At 52.7% G+C, this 20,009-nt stretch carries 20 protein-coding genes; 7 read left to right on the forward strand and 13 right to left on the reverse strand.

Annotated elements, in window-relative coordinates; all coding sequences use genetic code 11:
- Positions 1–142: 142 nt before the first annotated feature.
- Entirely contained in the window at positions 143–631 is a 489-nt protein-coding gene (gene spy / locus AAGQ96_RS08805; protein WP_342755296.1) for an ATP-independent periplasmic protein-refolding chaperone Spy, read from the forward strand.
- A 130-nt stretch (positions 632–761) separates the two neighbouring features.
- Here the strand turns inward: spy and cho are convergent, their stop codons facing one another.
- The 4 genes from cho to AAGQ96_RS08825 all read right to left on the reverse strand — a co-directional run bounded on the left by cho (position 762) and on the right by AAGQ96_RS08825 (position 4,553).
- On the reverse strand, positions 762–1,625 hold the full coding sequence (gene cho / locus AAGQ96_RS08810) for an excinuclease Cho (protein WP_342755297.1): 864 nt from the start codon (positions 1,623–1,625) through the stop codon (positions 762–764).
- 207 nt (positions 1,626–1,832) lie between these two features.
- Entirely contained in the window at positions 1,833–2,660 is an 828-nt protein-coding gene (gene nadE / locus AAGQ96_RS08815) for an ammonia-dependent NAD(+) synthetase (RefSeq protein WP_147197225.1), read from the reverse strand.
- Positions 2,661–2,781: 121 nt separating this feature from the next.
- Positions 2,782–3,975, reverse strand: coding sequence for a multidrug effflux MFS transporter (locus tag AAGQ96_RS08820; RefSeq protein ID WP_147197227.1), 1,194 nt, complete (start codon positions 3,973–3,975; stop codon positions 2,782–2,784).
- The gene (locus AAGQ96_RS08825) at positions 3,972–4,553 is read right to left on the reverse strand and encodes a TetR/AcrR family transcriptional regulator (RefSeq protein WP_147197230.1); all 582 of its coding nucleotides are present in this window, start codon (positions 4,551–4,553) and stop codon (positions 3,972–3,974) included. The genes AAGQ96_RS08820 and AAGQ96_RS08825 overlap by 4 nt, the downstream gene beginning before the upstream one ends.
- A gap of 181 nt (positions 4,554–4,734) precedes the next feature.
- On the opposite strand from AAGQ96_RS08825, the gene osmE reads away from it, so the two are divergent.
- Positions 4,735–5,070, forward strand: a complete 336-nt coding sequence (gene osmE, locus AAGQ96_RS08830; RefSeq protein ID WP_147197232.1) for an osmotically-inducible lipoprotein OsmE — start codon at positions 4,735–4,737, stop codon at positions 5,068–5,070.
- Between the two features lie 95 nt (positions 5,071–5,165).
- Here the strand turns inward: osmE and AAGQ96_RS08835 are convergent, their stop codons facing one another.
- The 5 genes from AAGQ96_RS08835 to AAGQ96_RS08855 all read right to left on the reverse strand — a co-directional run bounded on the left by AAGQ96_RS08835 (position 5,166) and on the right by AAGQ96_RS08855 (position 11,843).
- Entirely contained in the window at positions 5,166–5,552 is a 387-nt protein-coding gene (locus AAGQ96_RS08835; protein ID WP_147197234.1) for a DUF6515 family protein, read from the reverse strand.
- Positions 5,553–5,681: 129 nt separating this feature from the next.
- Positions 5,682–7,013: an MFS transporter gene (locus tag AAGQ96_RS08840; protein ID WP_147197237.1), complete on the reverse strand. Its 1,332-nt coding sequence runs from the start codon at positions 7,011–7,013 to the stop codon at positions 5,682–5,684.
- A 219-nt stretch (positions 7,014–7,232) separates the two neighbouring features.
- The gene (gene katE / locus AAGQ96_RS08845; RefSeq protein WP_147197239.1) at positions 7,233–9,497 is read right to left on the reverse strand and encodes a catalase HPII; all 2,265 of its coding nucleotides are present in this window, start codon (positions 9,495–9,497) and stop codon (positions 7,233–7,235) included.
- Between the two features lie 201 nt (positions 9,498–9,698).
- The gene (locus AAGQ96_RS08850; protein ID WP_342755298.1) at positions 9,699–11,096 is read right to left on the reverse strand and encodes an L-cystine transporter; all 1,398 of its coding nucleotides are present in this window, start codon (positions 11,094–11,096) and stop codon (positions 9,699–9,701) included.
- 156 nt (positions 11,097–11,252) lie between these two features.
- Positions 11,253–11,843: a metal-dependent hydrolase gene (locus tag AAGQ96_RS08855; protein WP_147197243.1), complete on the reverse strand. Its 591-nt coding sequence runs from the start codon at positions 11,841–11,843 to the stop codon at positions 11,253–11,255.
- A gap of 235 nt (positions 11,844–12,078) precedes the next feature.
- On the opposite strand from AAGQ96_RS08855, the gene AAGQ96_RS08860 reads away from it, so the two are divergent.
- Positions 12,079–13,275 (forward strand): L-talarate/galactarate dehydratase, encoded by a 1,197-nt coding sequence (locus AAGQ96_RS08860; protein WP_342755299.1) that lies wholly within the window; start codon positions 12,079–12,081, stop codon positions 13,273–13,275.
- Between the two features lie 41 nt (positions 13,276–13,316).
- Here AAGQ96_RS08860 and hxpB read toward each other — a convergent pair whose 3' ends face one another.
- Positions 13,317–13,988: a hexitol phosphatase HxpB gene (gene hxpB, locus AAGQ96_RS08865; protein ID WP_342755300.1), complete on the reverse strand. Its 672-nt coding sequence runs from the start codon at positions 13,986–13,988 to the stop codon at positions 13,317–13,319.
- Positions 13,989–14,159: 171 nt separating this feature from the next.
- On the opposite strand from hxpB, the gene AAGQ96_RS08870 reads away from it, so the two are divergent.
- Complete coding sequence (locus AAGQ96_RS08870) at positions 14,160–14,699, forward strand: YniB family protein (protein WP_147197249.1); 540 nt, start codon at positions 14,160–14,162, stop codon at positions 14,697–14,699.
- Positions 14,700–14,702: 3 nt separating this feature from the next.
- Here the strand turns inward: AAGQ96_RS08870 and AAGQ96_RS08875 are convergent, their stop codons facing one another.
- Together AAGQ96_RS08875 and ghoS are read right to left on the reverse strand one after the other, a co-directional pair.
- Positions 14,703–15,596 carry a fructosamine kinase family protein gene (locus AAGQ96_RS08875; RefSeq protein WP_147197251.1) on the reverse strand — a complete coding sequence of 298 codons (894 nt, stop codon included), beginning with the start codon at positions 15,594–15,596 and terminating at the stop codon, positions 14,703–14,705.
- A 106-nt stretch (positions 15,597–15,702) separates the two neighbouring features.
- Positions 15,703–15,996, reverse strand: coding sequence for a type V toxin-antitoxin system endoribonuclease antitoxin GhoS (gene ghoS, locus AAGQ96_RS08880; RefSeq protein ID WP_342755301.1), 294 nt, complete (start codon positions 15,994–15,996; stop codon positions 15,703–15,705).
- A 244-nt stretch (positions 15,997–16,240) separates the two neighbouring features.
- Between ghoS and AAGQ96_RS08885 the strand changes: the two genes are divergently transcribed.
- Positions 16,241–16,996 carry a DUF481 domain-containing protein gene (locus tag AAGQ96_RS08885; RefSeq protein WP_147197256.1) on the forward strand — a complete coding sequence of 252 codons (756 nt, stop codon included), beginning with the start codon at positions 16,241–16,243 and terminating at the stop codon, positions 16,994–16,996.
- Positions 16,997–17,042: 46 nt separating this feature from the next.
- Here the strand turns inward: AAGQ96_RS08885 and AAGQ96_RS08890 are convergent, their stop codons facing one another.
- Positions 17,043–17,141 carry a YoaK family small membrane protein gene (locus AAGQ96_RS08890; protein WP_147197258.1) on the reverse strand — a complete coding sequence of 33 codons (99 nt, stop codon included), beginning with the start codon at positions 17,139–17,141 and terminating at the stop codon, positions 17,043–17,045.
- A 333-nt stretch (positions 17,142–17,474) separates the two neighbouring features.
- On the opposite strand from AAGQ96_RS08890, the gene thrS reads away from it, so the two are divergent.
- Complete coding sequence (thrS, locus tag AAGQ96_RS08895; protein WP_147197260.1) at positions 17,475–19,403, forward strand: threonine--tRNA ligase; 1,929 nt, start codon at positions 17,475–17,477, stop codon at positions 19,401–19,403.
- Positions 19,404–19,406: 3 nt separating this feature from the next.
- Positions 19,407–19,958 carry a translation initiation factor IF-3 gene (infC, locus tag AAGQ96_RS08900; RefSeq protein WP_071995442.1) on the forward strand — a complete coding sequence of 184 codons (552 nt, stop codon included), beginning with the start codon at positions 19,407–19,409 and terminating at the stop codon, positions 19,956–19,958.
- Positions 19,959–20,009: the final 51 nt, after the last annotated feature.

A 20,009-nucleotide genomic window follows, 5' to 3' on the forward strand; every position in this document is an offset into this window, starting at 1 on the left:
TCTCCATGATTGCCGCCTTTTTGTCTTTTATGCTTGCAGGGTTTTACCAACCCTCTGAGTACTTGACGTTCAGCGTATTAAGCTTGTTTCCGACATCGCGACATTGCTGTCGTCACAGAACTGAAAAGTAAGGATAAAAAATATGCGTAAATTAACTTCTCTGGTAGTGGCTATGACTCTGGCTATGGGCGCGGCGAACATTGTTCACGCAGCGGCAGATAACGTGACGCCACCACCGGCAGGCGCAGACAAACCTATGATGCACAAGCCACCTCGTCACGGCGGCCCGCACGAAATGTTTAAAGGTCTGAACCTGACTGAAGCTCAGAAAAAGCAGATGCACGAGATCATGAAAGATGCCCATAAAGATATGCCGCGTCCTTCTCTCGACGATCGTCGTGCCATGCACAGCGTTATTGCTTCAGACAGCTTCGACCAGGCTAAAGCGGAAGCACAGGCAACTAAGATGAGCGCGGAAGGCAAAGATCGTGCGCTGAAAATGCTGGCTACGCAGAACAAAATGTATAACGTGCTGACGCCAGAACAGAAGAAACAGTTCAACGCTAACTTTGAAAAGCACCTGACTGAAAAACCGCACCATGGCGACAAAATGCCACCTGCGGGCGAATAAGTTCTTAAGACTTGAGTAAGACCGCCGACGTTGTTCACACTGCTTATATGCCGTGGACAGCGTCGGCGGTTTTTCGTATCCACTATTTAGCGCTAACGGCTAAAGGCTTTCACCGACGGGCAGTTCGTCCTTAATTCAGCGGAATAATCGGGAACTTCCCGCTAAGGACTGGCTTACAGAGGATCTTATAACCATCGCTGTCAAAACCCTGCGGCGTTGATGTCAGCTTGCCAGCCTCGGCAATATCGTCCACCGAACCCAAATAAAACCAGTTATTGATAATATGGATCTGCGTTTGCAGCGGGCCTTCTTCCACCACGGCGACTGCGCCATTCCACGGCCAGCATTGCACGCGCACACGTTCCAGCGCGGCCAGCAATCGCTGGTGATGCGCTTCCAGCGTCTCTTTCCCACAGCAGGCTCCCGCACAGCGACCAAGGCTGGCACGGAAGCAGGCACGTCCTTTACTGACGTTTTCCAATCCCAACAGGCCCAGGCAAAGACGCTGTTCATCGGCAATTTTTTGCAGCGTTTCCAGCGCGGAGCGGCGGCTGGAATAGAGGCCGAACAGATCGGGCGTATGGGAAAAATCCACCTCTTTGGCATACACCACGCTGGGCTTGAGATTGCTGATATGCAGGGAGCAGAGCTGGCGGTTTTTCCGCAGGCGCTTATTGAACAGCGGCTGCTGCATTTTGATCATCTGTGCTTCCAGCAGCAGCGCGCCCAGTTCACCAGCGGTAGTAATCCAGGTAACGTGGCGAGCCTGGCGAAGCATTTTCGCTTCATCGGGCGTGCGGAAGTGTGACATCACCCGGCTGCGTAGATTAATACTTTTACCGATGTAAAGCGGCATAGATTCGCTTTCGCCATGAAAAGTATATACGCCAGGTAGAGAGGGCAGCCCTTCGAGCGAAGGACGTAAATGTTCGGGATATTGATAAATGGCCGCCGGCTCAAATGACAGGCGATGGCTTGCAGTACGTCTTACCACTATTGCACTCCGCTTACTGGTTACTTATACAGTGTAACAGCAGCGTAGTGGATAAAAAAGAGGCGTTTAAACCGGGGTTAACCGGAGATAACAGGATTTTATCGCTGGATACGCACCAGGGCATATTGGGGTAGGGTGAAAAAGGTTGTTATATCAGCAGGATCCGGGTCGTCCCTGACCCGTGTCGCTTACCGGACGGAAAAAATGTTATTTTTTCCAGAAATCATCAAATACGGTAATCGGCGGGCGACGTTTATGTTCGGTCTTCAAATACCAGCCTTCGATGATTTTAGCAGCGGCTTCATCAATGGTTTTACCTTCCAGGTACTGGTCGATCATCTCATAAGTCACGCCCAGCGCGACCTCATCCTGAAGTCCGGGGCGGTCGTCTTCCAGATCGGCGGTAGGGTGCTTAAGGTAAAGATGTTCCGGGCAGCCTAACGCTTTCAGCAGCTGTTTGCCCTGACCTTTATGCAGCCGGAACAGCGGGTTAATATCCGTGCCGCCATCACCGTATTTGGTAAAGAAGCCCGTAACCGCCTCTGCTGCATGGTCAGTCCCCACAACCACGCCCGAGGTCATTCCGGCAATGCTGTACTGCGCCTTCATCCGTTCGCGCGCTTTTTCGTTACCGCGCACAAAGTCAGAAACGGTAATGCCCGCATCGCGCAACGCTTTTTCACTTGCCTGAATAGCTTCTTTGATGTTCACCGTTAAAACGCGGTCAGGCTTGATGAAAGCGATCGCATCCTGACAATCTTGCTCATCTGCCTGCACGCCATGCGGCAAACGTACGGCAATAAATTGATAATCCTTATTGCCGGTCTCTTCGCGCAGTTCGTTGATCGCAGTCTGGCTCAGTTTTCCTGCCAGTGTAGAATCCTGACCGCCGCTGATGCCGAGCACCAGCGTTTTGATAAACGGATATGTCTTGAGATAAGACTTCAGAAAGTCGACGCTGGTGCGAATTTCCTGATTAACCTCAATAGTGGGCTTAACCCCCAGCGCTTCGATAATTTCCTGTTGCAGAGCCATTCACCTCTCCTCAGATTCAGTGCCCGCCGAGCTGGGCAGTTGCGAAAACGTCTGTTTTAAAACTTAACGCGCCCGGCGGGAAACAACAAGGCAGAATAAGGTTTTGCCGGTCTTTTGCTGATTATTCAGGCTTTTCCGGCTTCTGCGCTAATAACAGGAACAGGGTGATTGCCAGCAGATAGCAGCCAAATATGGTGGCGGTCATGGTCAGCACCGACGTGCCGCCAATTCCCGTGACCGGCACGGCGATCCCACCCAACGTAAACATGGTGACGCCAAGAACGGCGGAGGCGCTGCCGGCACGATGTCCCTGGCTCTGCATGGCCAGCGAGGCGGCGGCAACACCGACCGCGCCGTTGCTGGCAACGCTAAAGAACAAGGCAACCAGAACAAAAGGCAGCGCGGCCCCGCTAAGGCCGGTAAGCAACAGGCTGGCGGAAGAGACAAACGCCAGCGTCAGGCCGCCTTTTAACACCCGATACTCCCCCCAAAGCGGACTGAGACGAGCGCTGGTTTGTGAGGCAATAATCAGTCCAAATCCATTAGCGGCAAAGCAGAAGCTGAACGCCTGCGGCGACAGGCCATAAATCTGTTGCAGAACAAACGGCGACGCGCCGATGTAGGCAAACATGCCGGACATCATAAAGCCCTGCGTCAGGCAGAAGCCCATAAAAGGACGGTAGGTGATGACCTGGCCCAGCGCGGCCCAGGCGGAAAAAATGCTGCCCTGACTGCGGCGCTCTGGCATAAGCGTTTCGTGCAGCTTTACCCGCGCCAGAAACAGCAGCAATACGGCGATGGCTGCAATAACCATAAACAGGCCGCGCCAGCTGAATATGGCCATCATTGCGCCACCCATCACCGGCGCGGCAATAGGCGCAAAGCCGTTAACCAGCATCAATAACGCAAAAAAGCGCGTCAGGTCATGGCCGCTGTACATATCACGCGCAATGGCGCGGGACAGCACCGCGCCACCCGCGCCGAAAATGCCCTGTAGCAGACGCGCTAACAGTAATTGATGAATATTCTGCGCCAGCGCACAGCCGACGGAAGCGATTGTCAACAGCAGCAGAGAAATCAGCAAAGGACGAACGCGGCCATATTTATCACTCATTGGGCCAAAAAGCAGCTGGCCAGCGCCCAGACCGATCAGGCCGGCGGTCAGGCTTAGCTGTGCAGTCGCGGTGGGCGAATTCAACTCGCGGGCGAGTGCGGGTAACGCAGGAAGGTAAAGATCGATACAAAGCGGCCCTAAAGCCGCCAGCAGGCCGAGCGTGATGGCGTAGCCAAAACGATTGGAATGGGCAGGTGTCATGAATCCTCTGTCTTGAAAAGTAGATCGTTGAATTGTTGGTATAAAGAGTACAGGCGTTCCGCTGAGGCTTTCTGAGGCGTCAGGCGTCGGCATGAGGTGCCTTCCGTCAGGACAGCCAGAACCTCCACGCAGGCGCGGATATGTTCATCGCTGAAGTGCGGATAGTCTCGTTTTACATTTCGGCAGGCATGCGTGAACATGCGGTTATCGGCGTCGCTTACCATTTGTGCAACAACCGGGTTACGCGTCGCTTCGGCTGCCACCTCCATCATCAGGGCTTCATCATCTTCATTCAGCGCGTGACGCCACGCGAGCAGCCGCGGCAGATTGGTCGCCGCCGTCTCTTCCATGTGTTGCAGCCGCGTATCGATAATACGTTTCACCATCTCTTCGATAATCGCGTCTTTATTGGTGAAATAGCGATAGATCTGACCGACGCTCAGGCGCGCCTCTGCGGCCAGCTGCGCCATACTGGCACCGTGAAAACCTGCCTGGCGAAAACAGCGACGGCCAGCAGCGATAATCTCGTCCTGGCGTTGGCGATGCCGTGCATCGCGTGCTTCAGATTGTGTACTCATCACGCTTTCCCGCTCTTTGTCGCTCGCCAGACTGTGCGAGAGCGAACGTTCATTCTCAAAAAGGCCATTATAGTCACCCTGTTGATAAGGATGTTAGCGTTTTTCTCTGCCAAAAAGTTGATAACTCTGCATTTCTGTTCCAGGCTTATGCTCACATGGAAAATAAATGAGGAATAAAAACATGAATAAAGTAACAGGATTTATTGGTGCTGCCGTGGCTCTGGCTGTGTTGTCCGGTTGTACAGCTTATGACCGCGCCGAAAGTTTCGTAACCAAGCCCGTTGTTCAGGATGTTAAGAAAGGGATGACCCGTCAGCAGGTTCGCGATATCGCGGGACCACCTTCTACTGAAATCACCATGACGCATGCTCGCGGCACTTGTCAGACTTATGTGCTGGGCGAGCGTGATCATAAGCAGCAGACCTATTTCGTGAGCTACAGCGACACCGGCCGCGTGATGAATTATGGTTTCCAGAGCTGTAAAGAGTACGATACCGATCCGCAAGCGGGTCAGTAAGCTGTTATAAAAACCGGTGACGGATGTGACCGGTTTTAAACAATAAAAAAACACCCTGCCAGCGTACTGCGGCAGGGTGTTTTATTTTGTCCCGTTTACAGGCCTGGCGGGCGTGGCACTTCCAGGTAACGACCGTCAATATCCCGACGGTAGTAATGACCATCCTGCACGTAAAAACGCTCGCCGTTGTAGTCAAGCGCGTGCATATCACCGCTGAAGCGTTCCGCGGGTGGCTGTACAACAACATAGGTGTTGTCGTTCTGACGCTGATAGTAGTTGCCGTTTAGCGCGTAATAGGTCAGGCCGCCGATGATCACTGCTGCGGCGGCTTCCGGCAGAAAAGAGAGCCGTCCAGGGCCACCGCCACCATGGCCGTGACCATGATCCCAACCGGGTCCCGGGCCCCAGTCTCCGGGATGCGCAATGGCCAGCGTAGGGGCTAACAGCGTCAAGGCGAACAATGTACTTATCACCTTTTTCATAAAGTATCTCCTGGTTCTGACTGAGGCTAACATTACTCCGGGCCAGTGAAAACGCAAGAGGCAACCCGCCGCTATTGCGGGTTGCTTACAGTGCTTAACGTATTCTTAACTCTCTCTCCATGCTCTCTGTCAGATTGCTTCCTTACGCTGCGGATGGAAAACAGGGCCAGTCACCGTCAGCTTTTTCTCCGGCTGTAAAAACAGCATTGCCAGCATGCTGCCAAAGGCAATTGCCGCAGTGGCACTAAACATAGCATTGTAGCCATAATGCTGTGCCAGCCAGCCGCTAAGCATCGGAGAAATAATCGAGGCAAGGTTTGCGATCGCCAGCGTCATTCCGCTGTAGGTGCCGACCGTCGATTTAGGCGTGACGTCAATAACCACCGACCAGTAGACGTTGTTCACCAGCGCATTCAGCGCGTTGCCCAGCGTCATCATCAGAATAATAGCGGTTGCTGAAGGCATCCACGGGATGGCCATAAAGCAGAGTGCGGTAAGCATTAAAGTGACGGAGGCGAAGACATTGCGCGCCAGGCGCAGATTTTTGAAGCGTTTTAATAACGTGTCGGCAATTTTCCCGCCTAGCAGCACGGTCAAACAGGCGCCGCTCCAGGGGATCATGGCGACGTACCATAACGAGTGCAGATCATAATGGAAATTATCCTGCAGGTATTTGGGCCCCCATGTCACCAGGGTGAAAGTAATATAGAGAAAAGAGAAATAGCCCAGCGCGTTGCAAACAAGGGTACGGCTGCTAAAAAAACGCCACCAGGGCAGGCGGGGGCCAGCGGCGCTTTCAGCCTGGCCGTGCAGGATCAAATTTCGTTCAGAGGCACTGACGCGCGGCTGCTGTTCCGGCGTGTCGGTAAATGCGCGGGCGAAAAGCAGCATGGCTGCCAGTGAAAAAATCCCCAACAAAATAAACATCACTCGCCAGTCATTCGTTAATAACAACAGGCCAACCGCGACAGGCGCAGTGAGTAAAGCGCCAACCTGAGTACTCAGCAAGCCAATACCCAGCGCAATTCCACGTTCATTGTCAGGTGCCCAATGCGCGATGGCTTTGTTCATCAGGGCGTACGCTGGCCCTTCCGCAACGCCAAACATCACGCGCATTACCGCAAAGCCCATAATCGCCGAGCCGCCAAATAGCGCCATACCCAGCTCGCCAGCCCAGGCGGTAGCGATTTCCAGTAATGACCAGAGAACGCCAGCAAGGAGCCAGACCTTTTTCGTGCCTAAGCGATCGGCAAGAAAGCCGCCGCACAATGAGCCAAAAAGATAGCCAAAACCAAAATAGCTCAGCACCACACCAAGCTGGACTTTGCTGAAATGGAATTCGTCTGCAATCGCGTTAGCCGCAAAGGAGAGGGCGCCGCGATCGATGTAGTTGATTAGGGCGATCAAAAACAGCATGGCAAAGATTCGATAGCGATAACGGGTGTCGGTAGCAGCTCTCATGGATTGTCTCCTGAACAACGAGGGTATTCAGGAGAAGCAACTTTGATGCCACTGTTTTGACCGGCCGGTCAAAATGCAGAAGGTTGGGTATTTTAGTGCGGGATCCTGCTGGAAAGGGTGGGCAAAATAAGGCGAGGCTAAGCGCTTTGAGCCTGTCCAGCAAGGCGCAGCGTCGGCTGCACCTTACTGGAACGGCATCATGCCGCTTTACAGGGCAAATTATGCCGGAACGCTTAACGCTTTCTGACTGCGCGACCAGATACGGTGCGCGGCCATCGCGGCAAGGAATTCGCTCATCAGCACGCCTTCCGCCTTGCTGTCTTCGATAATGCCTTCTTCCTGCTCGCTGTCGCCCAGGCCAAATTGTGATTTAAAGCGGCGTGCGGCACCGCTCAGGCCAATCACTTTCAGATGCTTATAGGCTTCCAGCAGGAAGTAGCGCGCGTCGCCACTGAGCAACAGCGCGTCGATATTACCATCCGGCACGATAACGGCATCGAACGTCAGTGACGGCAGGCCGCTAAAGGTCGCGTCAATCGGCAGTGAAGATCCATCATCAGCGCGCACCTGGCCCATATGTGGCGCAAGCAGTTTGGCATGCACGCCCTGGGCTTTCAGTTCCTGGAGGATCGCCAGCACGTCGGCCGCTATCACGCCGTCGCTGATCAGCAGCGCCACCTGGCGTCCCTTGATGCTTCCGCTCGGTACGGCATAGAGGCTCAGGCTGGCATCTTTTTTCAGGCCATTAACATCTTTTGGCGGTGCGGTGTGCATTTTTTCATCCGAGAGCGCGATACCCAGATTTTGCGCCACGCCATTGGCCAGCGATACGTCGATATGAACCAGATGGTCGACAACGCGTTCACGGATATAGGGCCGCGCAACCTTACTTAGCTCAAATGAATAGGCGTCGATAATGTGCTGTTGCTCAACCGGCGTCTGACTGTTCCAGAACAGGCGTGGCTGAGAATAGTATTCACCGAAGGAAGGGCTGCGCTCGCGAACCTTATGGCCTTCAATGCGTTCCTGATAGCTTTCGAAACCGCCGCGATGGGGGGACGGAGGTGTTTCACGCGGCCAGTTATCATTGATGGAGTTCGGCTCGTAGTTAGCCGGGTTGGTATCAATGTCCATGCGGTGCATGCCCTGACGCTGGAAGTTGTGGTAAGGGCAAACGGGACGGTTAATCGGAATTTCGTGGAAGTTCGGCCCGCCAAGGCGGCTGATTTGCGTATCGGTATAGGAGAACAGACGTCCCTGAAGCAGCGGGTCGTTGGTAAAATCCATGCCGGGAACGATATGGCCGGGATGGAAGGCGACCTGCTCGGTTTCGGCAAAAAAGTTATCCGGATTGCGGTTCAGCACCATTTTACCGATAAGCTCAACCGGCACGAGTTCTTCCGGGATCAGCTTAGTCGCATCCAGCAGGTCAAAGTCGAACTTAAATTCGTCTTCTTCCGGGATCAGCTGCACGCCCAGTTCATATTCCGGGTAATCGCCCGCTTCAATGGCTTCCCACAGATCGCGACGATGGAAATCGGGATCGCGCCCGGTCAGTTTTTGCGCCTCATCCCATAGTAGCGAGGCTTTACCGGCCACGGGCTTCCAGTGGAAGCGGACGAAGGTGGCTTTACCTTCTGCATTAATAAAGCGGAAAGTATGAATGCCGAAACCTTCCATGGTGCGATAGCTGCGAGGAATACCGCGATCTGACATCGCCCAAATCACGTTGTGCAGGGTTTCAGGCTGAAGCGAGACGTAATCCCAAAACGTATCGTGTGCGCTCTGGCCCTGAGGAATTTCATTGTGCGGCTCAGGCTTCACGGCGTGAACAAAATCGGGGAACTTGTGCGCATCCTGAATAAAGAACACGGGCGTGTTGTTGCCAACCAGATCGAAGACGCCTTCCTCCGTATAAAACTTGGTGGCCCAGCCGCGGATGTCGCGCACGGTGTCTGCTGAACCTGCGCCGCCCTGAACCGTAGAGAAGCGGACAAAAACCGGCGTCTGCTGATTCGGGTCGCGTAAAAAATCAGCTTTCGTAATATCGCTCATATCGCGATAGGGCTGGAAGTAACCATGTGCTGCTGAACCACGCGCGTGAACGATACGTTCCGGAATGCGCTCGTGGTCGAAATGGGTGATTTTTTCTCGCAGGATAAAATCTTCCAGCAATGTTGGACCACGGGTGCCAGCACGCAGCGAGTTTTGGTCATCAGCAATGCGTGTGCCCTGATTGGTGGTCAGCGGGAAATTTTCACCGCCTTTGCGGAAGGTTTCCAGCGCGTCGAGCTTAGCGTTACTGGTCTCCGGCGCTTTCAGACTGCCTGGCGCCGTCGGCTGTTTTCCGGGAGGCGTTGGCTCGGACAGAGGCTTGTGTGAGCCGTCCGCGGGTGCCAGAGAATCCATGCCTGGCTTTGCCGAGTCGGGACCGGTTAGCGGGGCGTTATGGGTTATTTCCTTGTTATCGGTTTCTTTTGACATGCTCACTTGCTCCTGTTGTTGTCTTTTGGACTTCAGTAACTATAGAACAGTCAGGCGGATACGCATGAAAAGTACAGGGTTAAACATCTGAAACGCTGAAGGGAGAGCAGGGGCGCAATAAAAATGCCCCGCAAGCAGCAAACTTACGGGGCAGTAGCTCAGTAACGGCAGCGGGCCGTGACGACATTTGTGGGTAGGGCGTTACCGGTGTGCCAGTTCGGCATCTTCCCTGGCGTCGGCGTTTAGCAATGCGCGATCGGTTTGCTTCAGCCACTGGCTGGTCAGCGTACCGGCCGTCATTGAGCCATTCACGTTGAGCGCCGTACGTCCCATATCGATTAATGGTTCAATGGAGATCAGCAGCGCTACCAGCGTAACCGGCAGGCCAAGCGTAGGCAGGACGATCAGAGCAGCGAAAGTCGCACCGCCGCCAACGCCTGCCACGCCCGCAGAGCTGAGCGTCACGATGCCAACCAGCGTTGCAATCCACATCGGTTCGAACGGATTAATGCCAACGGTAGGCGCGACCATCACCGCAAGCATCGTGGGGTACAAACCCGCACAGCCGTTCTGACCGATAGTTGCGCCGAAAGAGGCCGCAAAGCTGGCAATCGATTCAGGGATCCCCAGGCGGCGAGTTTGCGCCTCAACGCTCAGCGGGATACTTGCCGCACTGGAGCGGCTGGTAAAAGCAAAGGTAATAACTGGCCACACTTTGCGGAAGAACACTTTCGGGTTAACGCCGTTGACGGCCAGCAGCAGCGCATGGACCGCAAACATGATCGCCAGGCCCAGGTAGGACGCCACCACGAAGCCACCGAGTTTAATGATGTCGTTGAGATTTGAACTGGCAACAACCTTCGTCATTAACGCCAGCACGCCGTATGGCGTCAGCTTCATAATCAGACGAACCAGTTTCATTACCCATGCCTGTAGCACATCAATCGCGGCCAGCACGCGTTCGCCCTTAGGTTTATCATCACGTAATAAATGAAGCGCAGCGACACCCAGGAAAGCAGCGAAAATCACTACGCTGATAATCGACGTAGGATTAGCACCGGTTAAATCGGCAAACGGATTTTTCGGTACAAAGGAGAGCAGCAGCTGTGGCGGCGAAAGATCGGCCACTTTTCCAACATAATTTGATTGCAGCGCGGCGAGACGAGCCGTTTCCTGTGCGCCCTGAACCAGCCCGTTAGCGTTCAGGCCAAACAGCCAGGTGACAAAGACGCCGACCAGCGCAGAAATAGCCGTGGTAAACAGCAGCACGCCAATAGTCAGAAAACTGATTTTACCTAATGAGGAGGCGTTATGCAGCCTGGCAACGGCGCTCAGTATGGAGGCAAACACCAGCGGCATAACAATCATCTGTAAAAGCTGAACGTAGCCGTTACCGACTAAATTAAACCAGCTAATCGACTCTTTCAGGACAGCACTGTCGGGCCCATAAATAGTGTGTAAAGCCAGTCCGAACAGCACACCCATTACCAGCCCGACGAGCACTTTTTTTGCCAGGCTCCACTGGGTTTTACCGCTTCTGGCCAGCAGCGTCAGGAGAGCAATAAATGCTACCAGGTTAAGTATCAAAGGAAGGTTCATCCCCAAATCTCCATTTATAGCGAGGGTTATACTGCCCTCTGGATATAATTCGTATCGCGTATTAAGTCCGCGGATCTGCAAATGGTAACAGTTCCGCGGATACGCACTATATATCCAAAATCAATAGCTTATAACTAAATGGAATTTAGGGTGACGTTATTGCGCCAGCGAGTGGTTAAGGAAGCGGCTGATGCTGCTTTGCACCGCATTTATTGCCTGGGGAGGCCAGTCTGTCTTGCCAAATCCAGGCGAACCTTGCGGGAAAATAATGGCGTAACCCACCAGCGCCAGGCAAAGCATTCTTTCCATCTGGTTGCCATTCTGGCTTCTGAGCAGCGGCAGGCGAAAACGCCAGCGGCATGGCCAGAGCAGCGGTACGCCTGCGGGGGTTAACATATCCGCAACGATATGGCTCAGATAACCCAGCACCAGTCCCTGAAATACATCGGCAGGCACTACCCATTCGGCCGGGACCTGTAAATTAAACAGCGCTACGCCGCCCGCTACCGCCAGTAGACTGTGGGTGAAGCCCCGATGGCCGAACGCCCGTGCTATGGGATGCGACAGCCAGCGGAATCGCTGCCCCAGAAACGAGCGCGGATGATCGATATCCGGCAGCAGGCAGGTCAGCAGCGTGGCGGGAACAATATGCCACCAGTCAGCGCTGGCCAGCACCGGGGTTAACTCGGCTCGCTTGGCAAAAATGGCGCTGGCAATGGCGAAAATGAGATGGCCTTCGGCCGTCATGGGATTACCTGGTAGTCGAACTGTCAATTCATCCAGTATAGGGGATATATACAGTAGAAGAAATATGTGACGCTGTAACGAAAGATAAATATTTCTGCCATAAGGTTAACATTCCGGCTCGTTTCGTGATCGATTATCCAGTTATTAGCTTTGATGCTGGTCTCTGCTGAACGTATTACGCTAAATGTTGACGTATTCACCATCACCAGCCTTATGTTGAAGGAGATCCTGCCTTATGAGCACCAGCGCTAATTCTCAGGCCGTAACCTATGCCCAGGCAACCGGTACAGCCACTGCGGCCGACACTGGGGACCGAATAACCTGGGTAAAACTTTCTCTGGCTTTCCTTCCTTTAGCCACACCGGTTAGTGATGCTAAGGTCCTGACCGGTCGGCAAAAGCCCCTCACCGAAGTGGCCATTATTTTTGCTGAAATCCGCACCCGGGAAGGTTTTGAAGGCGTGGGATTCAGCTATTCAAAGCGAGCGGGTGGACAGGGCATTTATGCTCATGCAAAAGAGATAGCCGATAATCTGCTCAACGAAGATCCTAACGACATTGATAAAATCTACAGCAAGCTGTTATGGGCCGGCGCTTCGGTTGGGCGAAGCGGCATGGCCGTGCAGGCGATTTCGCCGCTGGATATCGCCTTATGGGATCTCAAAGCAAAGCGTGCAGGATTACCGCTGGCCAAACTTTTAGGGGCGCATCGGGATTCTGTACGGTGCTACAACACCTCCGGTGGCTTCCTGCATACGCCGCTGGAGCAGGTGCTTAAAAACGTGGCGATTTCTCGTGAAAGCGGTATTGGCGGCATTAAGATTAAGGTCGGTCAGCCGGATACGGCAGAAGATATTCGACGACTCAGCGCCGTGCGTCATGCGCTTGGCGACGATTTTCCATTAATGGTGGATGCCAATCAGCAGTGGGACAGAGACACGGCTATCCGCATGGGACGCAAAATGGAGGATTTTAATCTGGTCTGGATTGAAGAGCCGCTGGACGCGTGGGATTTTGAAGGACATGCGCAGCTTGCCGCCGCGCTCGATACGCCTGTCGCCACAGGAGAGATGCTTACCAGCTTTCGCGAGCATGAGCAGTTGATTCTGAACAACGCCTGCGATTTTGTGCAGCCTGATGCGCCAAGAGTGGGTGGCATTACGCCATTTCTGCAAATTATGGATTTAGCGGCAAGGCACCATAAAAAACTGGCACCGCATTTTGCGATGGAAGTGCATCTGCACCTGTCTGCTGCCTATCCACTGGAGCCGTGGCTGGAGCATTTTGAATGGCTGAATCCGCTGTTTAATGAACAGCTGGAGCTGCGCGACGGAAGGATGTGGATTTCAGACCGGGCTGGTTTGGGCTTCACTATCAGCGAGCAAGCGCGTAAATGGACGGTGCTGGAGTGCGAGTTTGGCGAGCGGCCATAATAGTCAACGGAGCGGGGCTGAAGCAGCCTCGCTCCGCGGTTTTATTTGCCGTGCAAATGGCAGCTGCTTAACTCAACAAGCGAAGAAAGTTTTACGTCAGCCAGCGCCCAGCGCGGATCGGCGGCATAGTCAGGATCAGGCACGACAATTGAACGCATGCGCGCGGCTTTAGTGGCGATCATGCCATTAAATGAGTCTTCAAGCGTTACGCAGTTCAACGGATCGATGCCTAATTGCGTAGCGGCATCCAGGTAAACCTGAGGATGAGGTTTGCTGTAGGGCAGAGCTTCTGCCGACGCCAGCACGTCAAAGTAGTGACGCAGGTTAAACATCTCCAACACCTGTTTCAGCATATGCAGTGGCGAAGCGGATGCCAGCCCAATTTTTAACCCTTCGGCTTTGCACAGCTTCAGCGCCTGTTCCACGCCGGGTAACAGAGGGCGGGTCTCTTCAACCAGATCCAACGCGCGGGTAATAATCCGCTGCGTTACTTCCTGCTGGCTCGGGCCGCTCCACGGCAGCGTTTCGTACCACATACGAACGACCTGATCGATGCGCAAACCAAGCGTATCCGGTAACGCGTCTCGCTTTGAAAGATCGACATCCAGCGTTTCAAAAACGTCCAGTTCGGCACGGTACCACAACGGCTCTGAATCGATCAGCAAGCCATCCATATCAAAAATTGCTGCAAGCACTGGGCGTGACCACGTCATATTACGGCTCCGTTATCCAATTTTCTTCACCTTATCATGAAGTATTGCTGGACGATATCTGCGCATTCAGAGTGATAAGTCGCCATTTGCGCTTGCTGCAACAAATTTTCAGGCACATTTAGCGGCGGGCGGGTAAACTTACAGCCTCACAGCTAAAGGACAGGAGAAAGCATGACTTATCAACAGGCTGGGCGAGTCGCAGTCATTAAGCGTATCGCTGGCTGGATTATTTTTATTCCAGCGCTGATTTCCACGCTGATCTCGCTGATGGGGTTTCTGGAAAAAACCCGCGAAAAGCAGGAAGGGATTAATGCGGTAATGCAGGATTTTTCGCACGTGATGATCGATATGATCCGTTTCAACACCCATTTTCTCGATGCATTCTGGCAGAATTCCCCGATTCCTGATTTTAACCAGGGCAGCAATGTCTTGTTCTGGGTTATTTATATCGCCATTTTTGTGGGGCTTGCTTTACAGGCGAGCGGCGCCCGAATGTGGCGTCAGTCACGTCATCTGCGCGAGGGAATTGAAGATCAGATGATCCTCGAAAAGGCGAAAGGTGAAGAAGGGCGCAGCCGCCAACAGCTGGAAGAAAAAATTGTGGTGCCGCGCCATACAATTTTCCTGCAGTTTTTTCCGTTATATGTCCTGCCGGTTATCATTGCCGCCGCAGGCTATTTTGTGCTGAAACTCGCCGGGTTTATTCATTGATTTTCAGGCTGGGCGGGCGTGCTGTCTGCTCAGTTCGTCCAGATCCAGCAGCGTGCCTACCGCTCGCTGCGCTTCTCCCAACCAGTGTCCGCCAAACACGTTTGCCCTGTTCAGCAAATAATAAAGCTGATAGACCGGCTGACGCAGCAGATAATCGTCCGGCAGCGGCCAGACTGACTGATAGCCCTCGAAAATCTGACGTGGCAGCTCCGGAAACCAGGCGAGCATTGCCAGATCGCATTCTCGGTCACCCCAGTAGCAGGCAGGATCGAAAATCCATGGGCCCGCATCGCTGGCTCCACAGTTCGCCGGCCATAAATCGCCATGCAGCAAGGAAGGCTGAGGGTGATGAGCAGCCAATACGTTCTGCGCACAGCGGGTAATCAACTCTATATCGCCATACTGGATGCCCTTTTCTGCCGCCAGCTGTAGCTGCCAGCCAATCCGCTGTTCGGCAAAAAAAACAGACCAGCGTCGTAACCAGCTGTTTGGCTGAGGTGAGGTGGTAATGTTGTTATCAAAATCCAGACCAAACTGAGGCTGTTCGCTCCATTGATGCAAATGAGCCAGCTGTTGGCCCAGCTGCCGGGCGCTGTGTTCATCCAGCGCGGTAAGAGGAATATATTCCAGCAGCAAAAAACTGACCTCACGGTCGCTCCCTACGCCGTAAACTGCCGGAACGCGAACGGTGTTACTGCGGGAAAGAAGTTCAAGCTGGTCGGCTTCCCATGTGAACAGATCCAGCATCTCCCGGGTGTTGCACTTGATAAAAACCTCGTGCTCACCGTAACGAATACGCCATGCCGGATGGACATCACCGCCCGGCAACTCTGTGCGCTGGCTGATTTCAGCCTCACCTAACTGCTCACTCAACAGACGACCAATGGCTGACCACATAGCGGTTTCCTCTTTCGCTGTGTCTTGCAGGACAGGATGATACTAACGCTTAAATAATAATCAAAACCAGCGGTTGCGCACAGCATCGGGCATCTTTTACAAAACCTTAGGTTTTGCTGGCGGCCAGAAACGCGTCAAAACGTTGTATTTCAACCTCGGGTTTTTCTCCCAGTGCCATTTCACCCAGCCCCTCTGCCTGCTCACGGACTTTTTCTTCATCCAGTGCGCTAACAAGGCCAAAGCTGTTGGTTCCCAACTCAAAAGGATGGCCTTCTTTGTCGTGAAGGCTGGTGGTAAATCCGCCATTGGTCAGAGCGCTGTTCAGCTCAAGCACATCAGAAAGTCCCTTTTCCTCGAAACGGAAAGTGACAACATACTGTGTAACATCTGAATCACCCATAATTCACCTCGTTGTTAAGCCATCGTTTTTTAGCATAGCTCACCTGGCCGCGTCCGATCGGGCTATACTTTGCGCCGCCGGGGAAAGCGCTTCTCATTTCATTACTTTTTTTGCGGGTAACCAGGTGGAAAAATGCGATTTAATAAAATGTTACAACTCTTTCCATAAAAGGCATTGATCGTCTTTGAAAACTCTTCAGACTCACTCTTTTTTTCAACCTCAACAGCCGTATGGATCATATTTAATGAAAGCGCTTAATAAGTTGTCGGTCGTACTTTTACTTTCTGGCGGCGCCCTGTGCCATCAGGCTCTGGCGGATAACAATGTCTTCACGGTCATGGATGATCCTTCTACTGCCAAGAAAAATTTTGAAGGTAACGCTGCTGCGGGTTACCTCGCTCAAACCGGCAATACCACCAGTTCTTCACTAACTGCCAGCACCAATATGACCTGGTACCAGTCGCAGATGGCTTACAGCCTGTGGGGCAACGCCAGCAATACCTCTTCTAACGATGAGCGCTCTTCCGAAACCTATCAGGTGGGCGGTCGTTCGCGTTATAACATCAACACGGCCGATTACCTGTTTGGTCAGGCAAGCTGGTTAAGCGATCGTTTCAATGGCTACGACGGACGTTCTATTCTGGCTGCCGGTTACGGTCGTCAGATCCTGAGCGGTCCGGTTCACTCACTGCGTCTGGAAGCCGGTCCTGGTGTGCGCTACGACGACTACCATGATGGCGGCCATGAAACGCAGGCACTGGCTTATGGTGCGGCGAGCTACCAGTGGCAGCTGACCGATACCACTAAATTTATTCAGGGTGTTTCCGTGCTGGGCAGCGATGACACAACGGTAAACTCCGAAACCGGTTTACAGGTCGCGATCAACGCTCACTTCTCACTGAAGATGGCTTATAACGTTACCTGGAACCAGAATCCGCCGTCTTCTGCACCGGATAAAACCGATACCAAGACCACGATTCAGCTTTCTTACGCCATGTAAGAAAGCCTGTGGGTTATGCCAGGCATAACCCACACTCCTCCTGCCATTATGCGCCCGGCATCCATGCGCCGCTGGCGATAAACCACACCAGCAGAGCAACACCCGTTATTCCCACTGCGGCGGGAAATAAATAACCAATTTTCATTTTTTCTTTATCCGGAAGTGAGGGCCTCTGCGTAAGGACTCGTGCTGAGCGGAACGTTACCGGACAGCTTTTCAGCGAAACCGCAGATGACCACAAATAAGCCTTGTTAACTGACAAATTTTTTTCGCGCCGTGCATTTGTTGGCCATGGCGTGTAAGATACTACTCCTTCAAAGGTTTTTGCTAAATGGCTGCTTTTGAATATGTGTATCAGGCTTGACACCGAATCAGCAAATGTGAGTTGATTTTAAGTGCCAGGTTGCTGGTATATAAGTAAATTTCAATTTTGTATGTAGCCTTGCGTATGGGTTACCACTGCAAGTAAGGATGTATTATGCCTGTTATTACTCTTCCTGATGGAAGTCAGCGCTCTTTTGACCACGCCGTTAGCGTGATGGATATCGCCCAGGACATCGGTCCGGGTCTGGCTAAAGCCTGTATCGCAGGCCGTGTGAATGGTGAACTGGTTGATGCTGTCGATCCCATCACCGAAGATGCACACGTCGCCATCATCACCGCTAAAGATGAAGCAGGTCTGGAAATTATCCGCCACTCCTGCGCTCACTTGCTGGGTCATGCTATTAAGCAGCTGTGGCCAGATACTAAAATGGCGATCGGTCCGGTTATCGACAACGGCTTCTACTATGACGTTGATATCGATCGTACTCTGACCCAGGAAGACATTGAGCAGCTGGAAAAGCGTATGCACCAGCTGGCTGAAACGAATTATGACGTCATCAAAAAGAAAGTGAGCTGGCAGGAAGCGCGTGACGCCTTCGCTGCTCGTGGCGAAACTTATAAGATGACCATTCTTGATGAAAACATCAGCCATGACGACCGTCCTGGCCTGTATCATCACGAAGAATATGTTGATATGTGCCGCGGGCCGCACGTGCCTAACATGCGCTTCTGCCATCATTTTAAACTGCAGAAGATTTCCGGTGCTTACTGGCGTGGCGACAGCAACAACAAAATGCTACAGCGTATTTACGGTACGGCCTGGGCAGATAAAAAACAGCTGGCAGCTTACCTGTTGCGTCTGGAAGAAGCGGCCAAGCGTGACCACCGTAAAATCGGCAAGCAGCTTGACCTGTACCATATGCAGGAAGAAGCGCCGGGCATGGTGTTCTGGCACAATGATGGCTGGACTATTTTCCGTGAGCTGGAAGTCTTTGTCCGTAGCAAACTGACTGAGTACGATTATCAGGAAGTGAAAGGTCCATTGATGATGGATCGCGTGCTGTGGGAAAAAACCGGTCACTGGGAAAACTATAAAGAAGCCATGTTCACGACCTCTTCTGAGAACCGTGAATACTGCATTAAACCAATGAATTGCCCTGGACACGTGCAGATTTTCAATCAGGGTCTAAAATCATACCGCGACCTGCCTTTGCGTATGGCCGAGTTTGGTAGCTGCCACCGTAATGAACCCTCTGGTGCGCTGCATGGTCTGATGCGCGTGCGTGGCTTTACTCAGGACGATGCGCATATCTTCTGTACAGAAGAGCAGGTACGTACTGAAGTAAACAGCTGCATCCGTATGGTTTACGACATGTACAGCACGTTCGGTTTTGAAAAAATCGTGGTGAAACTGTCTACCCGTCCGGTGAAGCGCATTGGTTCTGATGAGCAATGGGATCGTGCCGAGGCTGACCTGGCTGCCGCGCTGAAAGAGAACGATATTCCGTTCGAGTATCAGCCGGGCGAGGGCGCGTTTTATGGCCCTAAAATTGAATTTACCCTGCATGACTGCCTGGATCGCGCATGGCAGTGTGGTACCGTTCAGCTCGACTTCTCCCTGCCGGGCCGTTTGAGTGCTTCTTATGTAGGTGAAAATAATGAACGTCAGGTGCCGGTGATGATTCACCGTGCGATTCTGGGTTCAGTGGAGCGCTTTATCGGTATTTTGACCGAAGAGTATGCCGGTTTCTTCCCGACCTGGCTCGCTCCTGTACAAGTTGTGGTGATGAATATCACCGATGGCCAGTCCGAATATGTTGCAGAATTGACCCAAAAACTTCAGAATGCGGGCATTCGTGTAAAAGCGGACTTGAGAAACGAGAAGATTGGCTTTAAAATCCGCGAGCACACTTTACGTCGTGTCCCGTATATGTTGGTCTGTGGTGATAAAGAGGTGGAAGCAGGCAAAGTTGCCGTTCGCACCCGCCGTGGTAAAGACCTGGGCAGCATGGACGTAAACGAAGTGATCGCGAAGCTGCAGGAAGAAATACGCAGTCGCAATCTTCATCAACTGGAGGAATAAGGTATTAAAGGCGGAAAACGAGTTCAACCGGCGCGTCCTAATCGCATTAACAGAGAAATCCGCGCCACAGAAGTACGACTGACTGGCGTCGATGGCGAGCAGATTGGTATTGTCAGTCTGAATGAGGCTTTGGAAAAAGCTGAGGAAGCAGGCGTTGATTTAGTAGAAATCAGCCCTAACGCCGAGCCGCCCGTTTGCCGTATTATGGATTACGGCAAGTTCCTCTATGAAAAGAGCAAATCTTCTAAAGAACAGAAGAAAAAGCAAAAAGTTATCCAGGTTAAGGAAATTAAATTCCGTCCTGGTACCGATGATGGCGACTATCAGGTAAAACTACGCAACCTGATTCGCTTTCTGGAAGAGGGTGATAAAGCCAAAATCACGCTGCGTTTCCGCGGTCGTGAGATGGCGCACCAGCAGATCGGTATGGAAGTGCTTAACCGCGTCCGTAAAGATCTGTGTGAAGACATGGATCTGGCGATTGTCGAATCCTTCCCTTCGAAGATCGAAGGTCGTCAGATGATCATGGTGCTCGCTCCTAAGAAGAAACAGTAGGCCATAAAGTGACCGCGACCCGACGGTGTATGCCGTCGGATTGTTGTCCGC

Source organism: Pantoea sp. MBD-2R, from assembly GCF_039134845.1.
Taxonomy (GTDB): Bacteria; Pseudomonadota; Gammaproteobacteria; order Enterobacterales; family Enterobacteriaceae; genus Erwinia.